The following is a 13,590-nucleotide window of genomic DNA, read 5'->3' as shown; positions in this document are numbered from 1 at the left end:
CTTGAACTCGCCGCCTGATCAAGATGGAAATGCCTCAGTGACTTCAGGCGCGGTTCTTGGTCGTGCTGCTGTGGATCATCGACATCAGTAGCCCGTGTGTTTCGGCGTCTGCCGTTACCACCAGGCCGTTGCCCGTCGGGGTGCCGTCGATTCCTGTGATGGTGCAGCCGGCGGCTCGGCAGAGGGTGAGGCCGGCGGCGAAGTGCACGCTGGTGGACAGGTCGCCGCCGTCCGTGACGTACGCGGCGCGTTTGCCGGCGGCGACCCAGGCCAGGGCCAGCGTCGTGGAGACGACCCGTGGTCGGAACCGGGCGACGAACCCGGGGTCGGCGAGCAGGTCGACGGCGCGGAAACCGGGTGCGTTCGGGAACGGGGGGTCCAGGTTGACGTCCACCAGGTCGGTGGAGGGCGTCGGTGTCAGACGCGCGTCGGCCCCTTCGTTCCGTACCCACGCGGTCTCGCCGTCGGTGAAGAAGACCTCGCCGCTGAACGGGTCGGCCACCGCCGCGGCACCGCCGCGCAGCGCGACATTGACGGCCACCAGCATGGACCCGACGGCGTAGTTCAGCGTGCCGCACAGCGGGTCCACCAGCCACTGACGTGCGGACTCGGCGGAACCCCGCTGCCCGCCCTCCTCGCCGAGCACCGCGTCCTCAGGGCGCGCAGCACGGAGGACATCGAGAATCGCTTTCTCGGCCTCGACATCGGCGGCGGTGGCGAAGTCCCCGCCCCCTTTGTCGACACGGGTGAGCCGCCGACCGTACAGGTCACGCACCACACCGGCACCGGCGAGTGCCGCCGCTACTGCCACCTCGGCATCGTCCATGCCCTCATGTGACTTGATCATGCCGTGCAGGATACGGGCGCGCATCGATGGGCCAGCTCTCAGGGATTCCAAAGCGTCCTCACACGAACGGCCGCAAGGCTCTCCCTCAGTCCCCCAGTTCCCGAGCGAGAGGACCGTCCCATGAACGACGACTGCGACCAGACACGCCCCGTACCGGCCGGATCAGCCCCGTCGGCCACGAAACGGTGGACCGGAAGGATCTTGGCCGTCGGCCTGACGCTCGCGGTGGCCGGAGTCACCACCGCCGGCACGTCGTCGGCCGCCGATCTCTCGTCCTTCGTGACCGCGACCACAGCAGTGACCACAGCAGCGAAGGCCCCGGTCACAGCCGAACCCTCCGAAGGCGGCGCGACCGGCATCGTCACGAGCACATCTCCGACGGGCTTCACCTTCTCGACCGCAACCGGCGTGCAGGTGACCGTCAGCAGGACATCCGCCACGACCTATCTGAAGGGAACCCGCCGCGCATCGGCGAGCGCCGTGAAGAAGGGCGCGAGCGTCCTCGTCCTGGGCACGGTCGACAGTGCCGCCATCAAGGCCACGCGGGTCGTCGTGCAACCCGGCGGCGACGGTGGCGCTGCGGCGGCCAAGGCGGCGGGGGTGATCCCGTTCCAGCAGGGCACGCCGTCGCCCGCGAAGTCGGTCGGCACGATCCCGTCGGACTACACCGAGGGCGAGGGCACGATCGTCAACGGCACGGCAGCGGACAAGGCGACGAAGGCCGCGCAGGCCCGCGTCCCCGGAGGCGTCGTCAACCGTGTGGTGCGGCTGAGCAGCGGTGTCTACGAGGTCCACAACATCAGCGTCAATTGGCCCCACCACATCTTCGTCAGCAAGGACTTCAAGGTCCTCGGGTACGAGTAGGCCGGTGACGTCGGCTCTCGTGACGTCGCACCCGTGACCTTCAGTGTGCGGCGTCCAACCTGGCGTGCTGCTCCTCCGTGAGGTCCAGGTCGACCGCCGCCAGGCTCTCCTTCAACTGCTCCACCGATGAGGCGCCCACCAGGGGGATCACGGGCATCGGGCGGCCGATCTGCCAGGCCAGGACCACCTGGTTCACGCTCGCCCCGGTCTCCCCGGCGATCTCACGGAGCACCGCCAGGCGCGCGGGCGTCCCCGGGTGGTCGTAGTCGTCGGGCAGGCGCTTGTCCGGGTTGGAGTAGGCGCCACTGAGCAACGGGGTGTACGCGACGAGGGTGAGGCCGGGCTCGGCGTCCAGATAGCTGAACAGTTCGGGTCCGGCGTGGCCGAGGCTGCCTTCCTTGAAGAGCTGCGTGGGAATGTCGGTACGCGGGCGCAGCAGGCTGTGCTGGTACTGAAGGACCTCGTAGCCGGGGAGTCCGGCCGCGGCGGCGGTGGCGCGCGCCCGCTCGACCCGCCACATCGCGTGGTTGCTCACCCCGAGCAGCCCGACCGTGCCCTCCGCGACGAGTTCCGCGAAACCCTCGACGGTCTCGCTCAGCGGCACCGTGCGGTCCTCGATGTGCGCGTACAGCAGGTCGAGACGGTCCATGCCGAGGCGGTCCCGGCTGCGTTCGGCGGCCTCCCGGATCACCTTCGCCGACAGGCCCTCGGGGTTGTCGACGAAGCCGGTCCCCGGGGCGAGCGGGCGCGCGCCCAACTTGGTGGCGACGGCGATCTCGTCGCCGACGCCCCGGCTGCGCCGCCAGCGCCCGAGCAACTCCTCGCTCTGCCCGCCCTGTCCGCCGTCCGCCCAGTAGGCGTAGTTGTCGGACGTGTCGACGAAGGTGCCGCCCGCTTCGACGTAGTGGTCGAGGAGGGCGAAGGAGGTCCGCTCGTCCGTGGCGGTGCCGAACAACATGGCGCCGAGCGCCAGCACGCTCACCTCGCGGCGGGTACGGGGGTCGGTGCCGATGGTGCGGTACTTCATGGTGCTCCCACTGGTCAGGGCCCGGCAGTTCCGGGCGCTGAAGTGGGAGTATGGAACTTCGCGTGCACTTCAACGCAAGGCGCCATCAGTGGCGGTGCCGCATCGCACCCCCTTGGCCCTGCCCCAGGAACGTCCCGACGGTCGCCGAGAACCCTGCGGCGTCATCGAGCCACGGATGGTGAGCGGCGCCCGGCTGGACGACGAGTCCGGCGGACGGAAACAACTCCGCGAACTCGGCCACCGTACGCGGCGGCGCACCCGGATCGACCTCTCCGGCCAACAGCAGTACCGGCGAGGTGAACCCGGCGAGGGCGGCGCGGGTGGCCTCCGGGTCGAAGGCGCCCTCCGCACCGAATCCGGCCATCACTTCCCTGTTCATCTGCGCGTCCATCTCGGCCTGATGCGCCTGTGCCACCTCGTCCCAACGCCCGTACGAGAAGAGCGAGATGGCCCCCCAATCGCTGCCGTCCCCCGCGACGATCGCCTCCAGCGCCGCGTACGCCGCCGGGTACCACGGTTCGCCCTCGCGCAGCCGGGCCGTCTCGCACCGGAGGTCTCCGCTGATCGTGAGACCGACGGCCCTGACGCTCGGCGTGATCAGCGCCAGTCTGGCGACGCGTTCCGGGTGGCGTACCGCGTACTGCGTGGCGAGGTTCGCGCCGGCGCAGTGCGCGACCAGATCCATCCGGTCCAGGCCCAGGTGCTGGCGCAGGGCCTCCACGTCGTCCACGAGCCGGTCACAGCGGTACGACGTGGTGTCGGCGGGCGTCGCGGACCTGCCGGTGCCCCGCAGATCGAGCCTGATGAGCTGTCGATACGCGGACAGACCGCCGAAGTCCCCGAGATACGCGGAGTCCGCCGGTCCACCCGGCAGACACACCACGGGTGCGCCTTCTCCGAGCAGGTGGTAGGCGAGTTCGGTTCCGTCGTGGGCGGAGAAGGTTCGCGTGGACGTGGACGAGTTCGCCGAGATGAAGCGCATGAATGTGTGGCCTTCCCACGGGATGCCTGAGGGCGTATGCCTTGGGCGCTCCCGGGGCCACCTACATCAGATGAACCGCACAACCACGGGGGAGGAGAGCACCCGGCCTGATACAGCGTTAATGGGTCTCACCTCCTCGGTCGGTCACCGGCCCACCGACGCTATCAGTCCTTCACGGCCCTGGACATAGCTGCTCCCCTGGCGATCGTCGGATTGCCCGGCGAACGGGCGGCGGGGCTGGAACGAGGGTCCGCGCCGGGATGCGGCGATGCGGGGGATGCGGGGAGTCGCTGACCGACACGAAGGCCACCACCTAAGCGGCCGTGTTGCGGGAGTACACGCGGGTGGAGTTCGGCCTCCGGCTGGCCTACTTCGACCGGCCACCCGCCGAAGTCGACTGGGCCGCATGGAGCGAGGCACTCACCAGCCTGAGCCTGGTCGCCGAGGACGAGGTCATCACGGCGGCCAACAACCTGGCCAAAACCATCGCCATGGTCGGCGAGCAGGCCCACCGAGGCGACCAGGACGGCGAGCGGTGGCGGCACCTGCAAAGCCAGTCGGCCGACGCCCAGCTGGTGTTCGTCAACTCCCCCTGGAGGGGAGGCTGTTCATACGATTACGGTCACCGGCCGTTCGACGCCAAGAACGTGTCGAAGGTGCGCGGTGCCCGGCCCGTCAACTCCCTTACCGACGAGGTCACATGGGACATCGTGCCGGAGGCCATGTCCGCGTAGAGCCAGAGGAGGTCGTCCACGAACCAGGTGGGCAGGCCCTGTGCGCGCAGGCCCTCGGCCGCCTCCTGGGGCGGTACGTCGTGGAAGGGGACGCGGAGTTTGTCGGCGATCTCCGCGTGGGTGAGCGCTTCCGGGCCGGTGAGCGCATAGGTGTGGGTGTCGTCGGCGCGCGGTGGGGGGCCGGTCAGGAGGACTGTGGCGCACGCGGCGACGTCGTACGCGTCGATGTACGCCACGCGGCCGGTGCCGTACGGTCCCGCGAGGGTGTGGCCGTGGGTGAAGCCGCCCTCGCCGGTGAAGAAGTTCTGCATGTAGCCGGTGGGTTGCAGTGTCGACCACCGCAGACCGGACGCCTTGAGGTGCTGCTCGATCTCCCAGTGCGCGCGTACGGACAGCTTCGCGTCCGGGCTCGGCCGCCAGGCCGACACCTTCACCACGTACGAGACACCGGCGGCCCGCGCCGCGTCGACGGCGGCGGTCTGCTGCCGCACCATCGGCTGCCGTCCGGCCACGGGGAGCGCGCCACCGCTGTTGAGCAGCAGCCGGTCGGCGCCTTCGAGCGCGGCTGCCACCGTGCCCGGTTCGTCGAGGTCCCCGACGACGTAATCGCAGCCCAGCGCCTCGCCCTTCGCGGCGTCCCGGACCAGCGCCCGAAACGGTGCGTCGGCCTCCGCCAGCATCCTCACCAAGTGCCGGCCGATGGAGCCGGTCGCACCCGTCACCAGAATCATCCGTCCCCCACCCGCTCCGAGAACCGTCGGGGAGACTCTACAGCGTTAGCGGAGGGTGCCTCCGATTAGGGTCGTGGCCCTCCCGACGGAGGTGACCGGTCCGGATGTCAGGCGTCGAGGTCGTCCGCGAAGGTGCGGAAGTCGGTGCGGTTCTGGTGGATCGTCCACAGGGTTTCGGCCAGTACGGCCGGGTCCTTCTTCGGGTGACCGGGGACGATCGCGCCGGGGATGATCAGCTGCGCCACGTGGACGTCGTCGTCCGCCAGGGTGTCGTGCAGCATTTGGGCGTACGCGCTCTCGGCGGCGAACGCCACCGACGTACCGGCGCGGTCGGGGTGCGGCTGGACGGCGGAGCCCCCGTTGACGAACACGACCGTGCCCCTGCCCAGCGACCGCATTCCGGGCAGCACCTGCTGGACGGCGGTCACGGGACCGTAGAGCGAGAACTCGATCGGGCCCCGCAGATTGTCCACCGTGGTCCGCAGCACCGGCTTCATGAAGTCCCGGTGCGGGAGGGGGCTGTACTGCAGGACCTCGATCGGGCCCAGCGTCGCGGTCGCGGCGTTCAGCGCCCAGCTGAGCGCCGCCGGGTCACGTACGTCGGCGGAGAACCCCCGCGCGTTCAGCCCCTCCTTGTCGAGGTTCGCGGCGAGTGCGTCGACGTGCGCCTGGGTGCGGGAGATCAGGGCGATGTCGAAGCCCTGGCTGCCGAACTGCCGCGCCACGGCGGCCCCGAGCCCGCTGCCCGCCCCGATGATGGCGATGGTCGTCACTGTGGTCCGTTCCTCCGAGAGTTCTTGCCGGCCGGTGTACCGAGGGTGCGTGGGGTCAGCGGGGTACGAGTTTCAGGGTCGCGGCCCGTGCGGTGTCCGCCACGACCGGGTCGACGTAGGCGCTGCTGTAGCTCCGGTATTTGGTGCGGTAGGCGGTGTCGAGACGGTCGTTGACGGTCGCGTCACCCTCCTCCACGAGGGTCACGTCCTTGGTCACCCCGCCGGAGCGGATCTGCCCCTCGTGGCGCGCGGTGGCGTGCCGGTACCAGGCGCCGCCGCGCCCCCGGACCGCACGTACGAACAGGTCGTCGCCGTCGCGCACCACCCAGATCGTCGTCGCGCCGCGCTCGGTGCCGTCCTCGCGCAGGGGCACGATGTCCAACTCGTCCGTGGTCTCGATCCGGTTCAGCTCGTCGGGTGTCCAGGCCGTCATCGACATGTCTCCTTCGTGGTGCCGCCGTAGGGCTCCGGTGCGACGGCGCCGTCGGGGCCGCCGCTGCCGTACGGCTCGGATGAAGGCTCCTTACCGCGATCGGCGGCTTCCGTATCGGCCCGGGGCGGCGGGGGAGCCATACGGGTGCGAGGCGGGGCGGTCAGGACGTCGTCGGCGGGCGGTGCTTCGGTAGCCAGGACGTGGCGTACGCGACGGCCTCGGCGAGGGAGAAGAGCCGGGAGGGCGCCGCGCCCACCGTGCCCCGTACCACCGGGCGTTCGGCCTCGAACGATGTGCCCAGCGCGTCGAAGCGGTCGGCGGAGATCGCTGTGTCGCGCACCGTGAGCCAGCGGCGGCCCGTCGGCGTCATCGCCGCGAAGGAGTTGTCCGCCTGAGGGGTGGGGATCCGGTATTCGGCCAGGTGGAACGCCGTGCAGGAGTCGAAGCCCGCGCCCAGCAGGAGCACGCGCGCACCGGCTTCCTCCAGGCGGGCGAGCGGGCTGCGCTCGCCGAGACGGCAGTCCGGCGCGTGACCGTCCATGAGGCCGGCGGCCCGCGCGCCCAGGGCCGCGAAGGAGGTCTGCGGGTGGGCGCTGCGGACGGCGCCCGGCCAGGTGCGGACGGTCTCCGGGAGGACGCCGACGCCGAAGGCGGGCGTGGTGCGGGCGTCGTAGGCGGGCATCGACGCGCGGATGTCCGCCCACCATCCCTCGGGCACCGGCGGGTTGCCCCAGTTCGCGGGGTCGGAGTTGTCGCCGGAGTGGGTCGGCACCACCAGTGTGCCGTCGTCGCCCAGGACGTCGAGCAGCGCCCGGACGACCGTGCCGGCGCCGCCGCACACCCATCCGAGTGAGCTGAGTGACGTGTGCAGGAGGAGGGTCTCGCCGGGGTGCAGGCCGAGCGTGCGCAGGTCGGCGGCGAGTGAACCGCGCGTACACAGCGGCCCTGCGGGGGGAGTCGTGGACATACCGGCCGAGTCTGCGGGTCCCGGGACCCGGCCGCCACCGGGTTTCGGCGGCGCCGCGCGCGTCGTGACAGTTGTTTATGTGCGCAATTATTAAAGTCTGGGGGGTGGAGACGCGAGAGCGGATGCGGGCCGGGGCGCAGGTACGGGAGCTTCGGCTCCGGGCGCGGCGGGGTGCCGTCCAGGGGCGAGGGGTGTGGGACCGGCCGCTCGGCGCGTACTACCTCATCGCCGGAAGCTGTCTGCTGATCACCGGGCTCGGTCTGGTGATGGTCTACTCCGCGTCGCAGGTGCAGGCGCTCCGGCACGGCCTGCCGTCCACGTTCTATCTGCGCAAACAGCTCCTCGCGGCCGGTATCGGCGGGCTGCTGCTCCTGTGCGCGTCCCGCGCCCCGGTCCGGTTGCACCGCACCCTCGCGTATCCGCTGCTCGCCGGCACCATGGCCCTGCTCGTGCTCACGCAGATCCCGGGGCTCGGACGGACCGTCAACGGCAGCACCAACTGGCTGTCCCTCGGCGGTCCGTTCCTGCTCCAGCCCAGCGAGTTCGGCAAGCTCGCCCTTCTCGTCTGGGGCGCCGACCTGCTGGCCCGCAAGGAGCGGCACCGCCTGCTCGGCCAGTGGAAACACCTGCTGGTCCCGCTCGTACCCGGCGCGCTGCTCCTGCTCGGACTGGTGCTGCTCGGCGGCGACATGGGCACCGCGATGATCCTCACCGCCGTCCTGTTCGGTCTGCTGTGGCTCGCCGGGGCGCCGCCGCGGCTGTTCGGGGCGACCCTGGTCGCGGCCGGTCTGCTCAGCGCCGCACTGATCGCGACGAGCGCCCACCGCATGTCCCGGCTCGCGTGTCTCGGCGCGACCGACCCGGGCCCGGGGGACCGCTGCTGGCAGGGCGTGCACAGTCTGTACGCGCTGTCCACGGGCGGGATCTTCGGCAACGGCATCGGCGCGGGCGTGGAGAAATGGGGCCAACTCCCGGAGCCGCACACCGACTTCATCTTCGCCGTCACGGGAGAGGAGCTGGGCCTTGTGGGCGCGTTGTCGGTGCTCGGGCTGATCGCCGGGCTCGTCGCGGCGGGCCTGCGCGTGGCGACGCGTACCGAGGACGCCTTCGTCCGGCTGGCGGCGGGCGGCATCGTCACCTGGATCGCCGCGCAGGCCACCATCAACATCGGCGGCGTGCTCGGTCTGCTCCCCATCGCGGGCGTCCCGCTGCCGATGTTCTCGTACGGCGGCTCGGCGCTGCTGCCCACGCTGTACGCGATCGGGCTGCTGCTCGCGCTGGCCAAGGACGAGCCCGGGGCGCGCGCGGCGGTCGCGGCACGCCGACGCGAGAGGCGTGGGCGACGCGGCGGGGGGCGTCGGGGTCGGGGACCGCGCGTGCGTACGGGCCGGGCTGTGCGATGACGCACGCACCCGGGACACCTTCGCCCTACGACCTGTTCGCCCTACGGCTTGCTCTCGCGGCCGACGAGCGTCACCGTCACCCGCTCCCCACCCCCCTTGGCGTCCGCCACCGCCCCCTCGTCGCCCCCGCCGTCCGGCGTGTGCCAACCCCGGTCGGAGCCGTCCGCCGCCCAAGTACGGCCCGCGTAGGAGACCGACGCGATCGGCAGGGCCTGCGCCCGGGTCACCAGCCACTGGGCCAGCGCCCAGCCGGTACGGGTGTCGGGCACGCGGTACGCGAGTGCCTGGCCGTCGGCCGGTGCGGTGGTGACCGGGCCCTTGCCGAAGCCGGTGCGCACCGCCTCCGCGACCGCCGTGCGGCCCGCCTTCGCCGAAGTCGGCGGATCGCCCGCGCGTACCGTGCAGTTCAGCGCGGGGCCCCGGCCGCCGCCGAGCGCGGCGGCCAGCGCGGCCGACGCGTCCTCGTGCTGCGCGTACGCCTCGGGGAAGCCGCTGCGCTGGACCTTCTGCGCGGCGACCGTCAACGGCATCCGCTCATAGCCGGACACCGTCTCCAGCTCGTCGTAGAACTTGTTCGCCGCGTACACCGGGTCCTGCACCTGCGCCGCCGTCCCCCAGCCCTGCGAGGGCCGCTGCTGGAACAGGCCCAGTGAGTCCTTGTCGCCGTAGTCGATGTTCTCCAGCCGGGACTCCTGGTACGCGGTCGCCAGGGCGATGACCAGCGCCCGCTGGGGCAGCCCGCGTGCGCGCCCCGTGGCGGTGATCGTCGCGGCATGCTCCGCCTGCTCCAGGCTGAGCGCCACCGGGGGAGCGCCGCGTGCGCCGCCGGGCACCGCGCAGCCCTCGACCGGGGGCGCGGGTACGGGACGGGTACGCCCCAGATAGTGGCCCACCAGGGCGGCCACCGCGCACACACCGACGAGCAGGACCAGGGCGCGCAGCCCACGGCGGCCGGACCTGCGGTTCGATCGGGCCACGGCGCGTCGGTTCCTCTCCCGGGGATGCTATTTGCATGCTCGCGCAACTGTACGGACCGGATGGACCGGATGGAACGGGCGGACCGGATGGAACGGGTGGACCGGGCTGGCCGGATGGCATACGCGAGCGCGGGCGGGGCGACGACGGGCACGTCCCCGAGGCCGGTCGCGCCACCGGGGGCAGAGTGCCACACGGTTTCGCGCTCGCGTTCCTCGGGGACGGCCGTGCTGCCCTGCCCGCGCCCGGTTTTCAGGAGCGTGTCGGGTCTACGAGGGTGACGGGGAGGTCGACGGAGTGGCGACCGGCGGGACGAGGACGCCGTCCACGAGGTAGACCGTCGCGTTCTCCGTGGTGATGTTGCCGCAGGTGATCGGCACGGTTCCGTTGACCTTGAACGAGTCGCCCGAGCCCTCCGTGGTGATGGTGCTGCCCTCCAGCGTGGTGAACTTGCCGTTGGGAAGCTCCGCCTTGGTGATGTGCTTGTGCTCGACCACGTGGTAGGTCAGCACCTTCTTGAGCTGTGCCCGGTCGTTGAGGAGTGCGTCCTTCTTGGCCGTGCCCAGCTTGTTGAACGCGTCGTTGGTGGGCGCGAATATCGTGCTGCCCTTGAGGTCGTTGAGTTCGGTCGTCAGGTCGGTCTTCTTGATGGCGTCGGCCAGCGTGGACAGATTCGGGTTGTTGTCCACCGCGGTCGTGACGCGTTCCTTGGCGATCTCCGCGGCGCTCCCGTTGCCGCTCTGCGGCAGCGAGGAACACCCGGGCCCGAAGGGCTGCTCGCTGGGCGACGCCGACGCGGACGCTGTGTCGGTGGGGCTCGGCGTCGAGCTGGCGGCCGACGCCTGGGATGCCAGTGCGCCCAGGGACAGCGGGAGGCTGAGCGCCGCCGCCGCTGCGAAGGCGGTGGTACGGATACGGGCGGACTTCATACCGATTCCTCGTTCCTTTGACAGGGGAGGAGGGCCGGGTTCAGGGGCCTCCGGAGGGTTCGACTGACTGCCGCGGGAGCCGCATGGACGGCGGCTCCGCATACCGGTTGGGGGAAGTCACCAGACCGGCCGGCCCATCGATTCCGTTGTCGATCGAGCCACCCACCATTGAAGCGCGAAACGCTCTGCTCGGCATCCGGAGCCTGCTGCGGGGGGCCTGCCCGGTACTTGCCCGCCGGGCGGCACGGCCTCTGGAACGGGTACGGGGTGAGGCGACGGTGAAGAGGTGGCGGACTTCGTCACGGCCGACCTGCCCGACGTCAACTGGCCCCCGCGGACGGCGAGGTGCGGGGCTCGTCCGGTACGGCGCGGAGGTGTCCGGGGTCCCGTACCGCGGTTCAGCGGGCGGCGCGGACGCCGTCCAGGGCGACGGTCAGGACGCGGTCGCGCTGGGCGGGGTCGGGGAAATGTGTCGAGGTGATCCCGGCGACCATGCGCAGCAGGTCGTCGAAGGTCATGTCCGTGCGTGCGGCGCCGGCCTGCTGCGCCCGTTCGAAGAGGGGGCCGCCCGCCGCGTACATGGAGTCCCGGCAGGCGAGGAAGATCTCCGACTCGCTGTCGATCGCCTCACGGATCGCCCGCTTGGTCACGGTGTAGTCCACGAACCGGTGCAGCCAGGTGGCCAGCGCCTCCCACGGCTCGCGCGAGGCGACCTGCTGGGCGACCCGGCACAGGGCGTTCACCTCGTCCGCGTAGACGCTCTCGAAGAGTTGGCGGCGGGTCGGGAAGTTCCGGTAGAGCGTGCCGATGCCCACGTTCGCGCGCCGGGCGATGTCCTCCAGGGACGCCTCGGCGCCGTTCTCCGCGAACGCCTCGCGCGCGGCGGCCAGCAGGGCGTCGTAGTTGCGCGCGGCGTCCTTCCGCTGCGGGCGCCGCGTCGCGACGATCTCGCTGACGGGGAACGGCTCAGTCGTCACGGTGGCCTCCTGTGCCGGATCCAGGTTGAAGCGGAGGGGTGCCTCCGATACAGTGGAGGCATACCTCCACTTTAGCAGTCGGGGTCCGTTCCGCCTGTCTACGAGGGATACGCGGGCATACGCAGGGATACGCGGGGCCTGCCCGCCCTGTGCGGCCCGGGTGCGCGGCCACACCGTCGTGACGCGCTCGCCCCACCCCGCCCCCTGTGACCCGCCCCTCAGCCCACCGGGCCCGTACGACCGTGGCCGTACGACCTCCGCCGCACCCTGTTCGGAGAGGCTTTCGATGCTCCGCAAGTCCACCCGCCTCACCTTCGCGGTCCTCGCGACCGGTGCGGGCGTGTTCTCCATGCTCCAGTCGCTGATCGCGCCCGCCCTGCCGACCGTCCAGCACGCCCTGCACACCTCGCAGTCCACCGCGACCTGGGTGATGACGGCCTATCTGCTGTCCGCCTCGGTCTTCACACCGATACTCGGCCGGGTCGGCGATCTGGTCGGCAGAAAACGCACCCTCGTCGCCGTCCTCGCCACCGTGACGATCGGCTGTCTGCTCGCCGCGCTCGCCCCGACCATCGGGGTGCTGATCGTCGCCCGGGTCGTCCAGGGCGTCGGCGGCGCCCTGTTCCCGCTCTCCTTCGGCATCATCCGCGACGAGTTCGCACCCGGCGACGTGGGCCCCGGTATCAGCAACCTGTCCGCCGTGATCGCCGCCGGTGGTGGCGTCGGCATGGTGGCGGCCGGGCCCATCGTCGCGGCCCTCGACTACCGGTGGCTGTTCTGGATCCCCGTCGTCGTCGCCGCGGCGACCACACTCATCGCCGTCCGGCACGTCCCCGAGTCGCCCACGCGGGCCGAGGGACGCGTCGGCTGGCTCGGCGCCGTACTGCTCTCGGGCTGGCTGGTGGCGCTGCTGCTGCCGCTCAGTCAGGCGAGCGTGTGGGGCTGGGGATCGGCCCGGTCGGTCGGACTGTTCGCCGCCGCGGTCGTCCTCTTCGCGCTGTGGCTGGTCGCCGAGGCGCGGTCCCGCCATCCGCTGATCGATCTGCGCGTCCTGCGGCTGCCCGCCGTCTGGACCACCAACACCGCGGCGCTGCTGTTCGGCGCGGGGATGTACGCGATCTGGACCTTCCTCCCCGGCTTCGTCCAGACACCGCGCTCGGCCGGCTACGGGTTCGGCGCGAGCGTCACCACGGCCGGGCTGCTCATGGTGCCGATGCTGATCGCGATGTTCTGCTCGGGCATCCTGAGCGGCCGACTGGAACCCGTCCTGGGGGCCAAGGCGCTGCTCACTGCCGGCGCCGCCCTCGGCGCCGTCTCCGGTGGTGTCCTCACCCTGTGGCACGACCGGCCCTGGCAGGTCGCCTTCGCGGCGGGCGTCTTCGGCCTCGGGATCGGCCTGGCGTTCGCCTCCATGGCCAACCTGATCGTCGGCAGCGTCCCGCCCGCGCAGACCGGCGCCGCGACCGGCATGAACGCCAACATCCGCACCATCGGCGGGTCCATCGGCGCCGCGGTGACGGGCGTGCTGGTGACCGCCCACCTCCAGCCGTCGGGCCTGCCCCACGCCTCCGGCTACACCCACGGCTTCGCCCTGCTCACCGCCCTCTGCCTCGCCGCGACACTCGCGGCCCTCCTCGTACCGGGCCGGAACGCGGGCCGACGGCCGGACGGCCCCCGCGCCTCGGGCGGCTCGGGCGGCTCGTCGGGTACGAAGGCGTGGACGGCGGAGGAGGAGGCCACGGCGTCGCCCTCGGCGCACGGCTGACACCCATGCCACACACCGGCGTCCGTCGGACGGTACGCGGGATCGGGTCAGCGCGGTTCCGTGTGGCGCGGTGCGCCGGAGGAGAGCGCATGTGTGCGGCGACCGGGAAGAGCGTGCCGCCCGCCGCGAGGAGTAGGCGTTCCGCACGCTGCGGTGTCCGTCGGACGGTACGCGGGACCGGGG

At 71.5% G+C, this 13,590-nt stretch carries 14 protein-coding genes; 4 read left to right on the top strand and 10 right to left on the bottom strand.

Annotated elements, in window-relative coordinates:
* Positions 1-43: 43 nt before the first annotated feature.
* Positions 44-847 (bottom strand): inositol monophosphatase family protein, encoded by an 804-nt coding sequence (locus ACIQNU_RS35170; RefSeq protein WP_401374124.1) that lies wholly within the window; start codon positions 845-847, stop codon positions 44-46.
* Between the two features lie 120 nt (positions 848-967).
* Between ACIQNU_RS35170 and ACIQNU_RS35165 the strand changes: the two genes are divergently transcribed.
* Positions 968-1,711 carry a hypothetical protein gene (locus ACIQNU_RS35165; RefSeq protein ID WP_401374121.1) on the top strand — a complete coding sequence of 248 codons (744 nt, stop codon included), beginning with the start codon at positions 968-970 and terminating at the stop codon, positions 1,709-1,711.
* 40 nt (positions 1,712-1,751) lie between these two features.
* On the opposite strand, the gene ACIQNU_RS35160 is transcribed toward ACIQNU_RS35165, so the two are convergent.
* Positions 1,752-2,738: an aldo/keto reductase gene (locus tag ACIQNU_RS35160; RefSeq protein WP_401374118.1), complete on the bottom strand. Its 987-nt coding sequence runs from the start codon at positions 2,736-2,738 to the stop codon at positions 1,752-1,754.
* 85 nt (positions 2,739-2,823) lie between these two features.
* Positions 2,824-3,720 (bottom strand): alpha/beta fold hydrolase, encoded by an 897-nt coding sequence (locus tag ACIQNU_RS35155; protein WP_401374116.1) that lies wholly within the window; start codon positions 3,718-3,720, stop codon positions 2,824-2,826.
* Positions 3,721-4,046: 326 nt separating this feature from the next.
* On the opposite strand from ACIQNU_RS35155, the gene ACIQNU_RS35150 reads away from it, so the two are divergent.
* Positions 4,047-4,454, top strand: a complete 408-nt coding sequence (locus ACIQNU_RS35150; protein ID WP_401374113.1) for a hypothetical protein — start codon at positions 4,047-4,049, stop codon at positions 4,452-4,454.
* On the opposite strand, the gene ACIQNU_RS35145 is transcribed toward ACIQNU_RS35150, so the two are convergent.
* The 4 genes from ACIQNU_RS35145 to ACIQNU_RS35130 form a co-directional block, all read right to left on the bottom strand.
* The gene (locus ACIQNU_RS35145; protein ID WP_401374111.1) at positions 4,343-5,185 is read right to left on the bottom strand and encodes an NAD(P)H-binding protein; all 843 of its coding nucleotides are present in this window, start codon (positions 5,183-5,185) and stop codon (positions 4,343-4,345) included. The genes ACIQNU_RS35150 and ACIQNU_RS35145 overlap by 112 nt on opposite strands.
* 107 nt (positions 5,186-5,292) lie before the next feature.
* Entirely contained in the window at positions 5,293-5,958 is a 666-nt protein-coding gene (locus ACIQNU_RS35140; RefSeq protein ID WP_401374108.1) for an SDR family NAD(P)-dependent oxidoreductase, read from the bottom strand.
* A gap of 55 nt (positions 5,959-6,013) precedes the next feature.
* Complete coding sequence (locus ACIQNU_RS35135; protein ID WP_401374105.1) at positions 6,014-6,391, bottom strand: DUF2255 family protein; 378 nt, start codon at positions 6,389-6,391, stop codon at positions 6,014-6,016.
* Between the two features lie 160 nt (positions 6,392-6,551).
* Positions 6,552-7,358, bottom strand: a complete 807-nt coding sequence (locus ACIQNU_RS35130; protein WP_401374102.1) for an aminoglycoside N(3)-acetyltransferase — start codon at positions 7,356-7,358, stop codon at positions 6,552-6,554.
* Between the two features lie 122 nt (positions 7,359-7,480).
* On the opposite strand from ACIQNU_RS35130, the gene ftsW reads away from it, so the two are divergent.
* On the top strand, positions 7,481-8,761 hold the full coding sequence (ftsW, locus tag ACIQNU_RS35125) for a putative lipid II flippase FtsW (RefSeq protein WP_401374189.1): 1,281 nt from the start codon (positions 7,481-7,483) through the stop codon (positions 8,759-8,761).
* 41 nt (positions 8,762-8,802) lie between these two features.
* Here ftsW and ACIQNU_RS35120 read toward each other — a convergent pair whose 3' ends face one another.
* The 3 genes from ACIQNU_RS35120 to ACIQNU_RS35110 form a co-directional block, all read right to left on the bottom strand.
* On the bottom strand, positions 8,803-9,738 hold the full coding sequence (locus ACIQNU_RS35120) for a hypothetical protein (RefSeq protein WP_401374100.1): 936 nt from the start codon (positions 9,736-9,738) through the stop codon (positions 8,803-8,805).
* Positions 9,739-10,005: 267 nt separating this feature from the next.
* Positions 10,006-10,665, bottom strand: coding sequence for a fasciclin domain-containing protein (locus ACIQNU_RS35115; RefSeq protein ID WP_401374097.1), 660 nt, complete (start codon positions 10,663-10,665; stop codon positions 10,006-10,008).
* Positions 10,666-11,063: 398 nt separating this feature from the next.
* Entirely contained in the window at positions 11,064-11,642 is a 579-nt protein-coding gene (locus tag ACIQNU_RS35110; protein WP_401374094.1) for a TetR/AcrR family transcriptional regulator, read from the bottom strand.
* A gap of 286 nt (positions 11,643-11,928) precedes the next feature.
* Here ACIQNU_RS35110 and ACIQNU_RS35105 point away from each other — a divergent pair, with 286 nt between their 5' ends.
* Complete coding sequence (locus tag ACIQNU_RS35105) at positions 11,929-13,407, top strand: MFS transporter (protein WP_401374091.1); 1,479 nt, start codon at positions 11,929-11,931, stop codon at positions 13,405-13,407.
* Positions 13,408-13,590: the final 183 nt, after the last annotated feature.

This window comes from Streptomyces sp. NPDC091292 (genome assembly GCF_044757265.1).
GTDB lineage: Bacteria > Actinomycetota > Actinomycetes > Streptomycetales > Streptomycetaceae > Streptomyces.
Note: the sequence above shows the minus strand (reverse complement) of the source record. Positions and strands in the feature narration are given on the sequence as shown.

Coding starts and splice junctions, on each gene's coding strand:
- ACIQNU_RS35170 (WP_401374124.1), bottom strand. CDS start 847: ATGATCAAGTCACATGAGGGCATGGACGATGCCGAGGTGGCAGTAGCG.
- ACIQNU_RS35165 (WP_401374121.1), top strand. CDS start 968: ATGAACGACGACTGCGACCAGACACGCCCCGTACCGGCCGGATCAGCC.
- ACIQNU_RS35160 (WP_401374118.1), bottom strand. CDS start 2,738: ATGAAGTACCGCACCATCGGCACCGACCCCCGTACCCGCCGCGAGGTG.
- ACIQNU_RS35155 (WP_401374116.1), bottom strand. CDS start 3,720: ATGCGCTTCATCTCGGCGAACTCGTCCACGTCCACGCGAACCTTCTCC.
- ACIQNU_RS35145 (WP_401374111.1), bottom strand. CDS start 5,185: ATGATTCTGGTGACGGGTGCGACCGGCTCCATCGGCCGGCACTTGGTG.
- ACIQNU_RS35135 (WP_401374105.1), bottom strand. CDS start 6,391: ATGACGGCCTGGACACCCGACGAGCTGAACCGGATCGAGACCACGGAC.
- ACIQNU_RS35130 (WP_401374102.1), bottom strand. CDS start 7,358: ATGTCCACGACTCCCCCCGCAGGGCCGCTGTGTACGCGCGGTTCACTC.
- ftsW (WP_401374189.1), top strand. CDS start 7,481: ATGCGGGCCGGGGCGCAGGTACGGGAGCTTCGGCTCCGGGCGCGGCGG.
- ACIQNU_RS35115 (WP_401374097.1), bottom strand. CDS start 10,665: ATGAAGTCCGCCCGTATCCGTACCACCGCCTTCGCAGCGGCGGCGGCG.
- ACIQNU_RS35105 (WP_401374091.1), top strand. CDS start 11,929: ATGCTCCGCAAGTCCACCCGCCTCACCTTCGCGGTCCTCGCGACCGGT.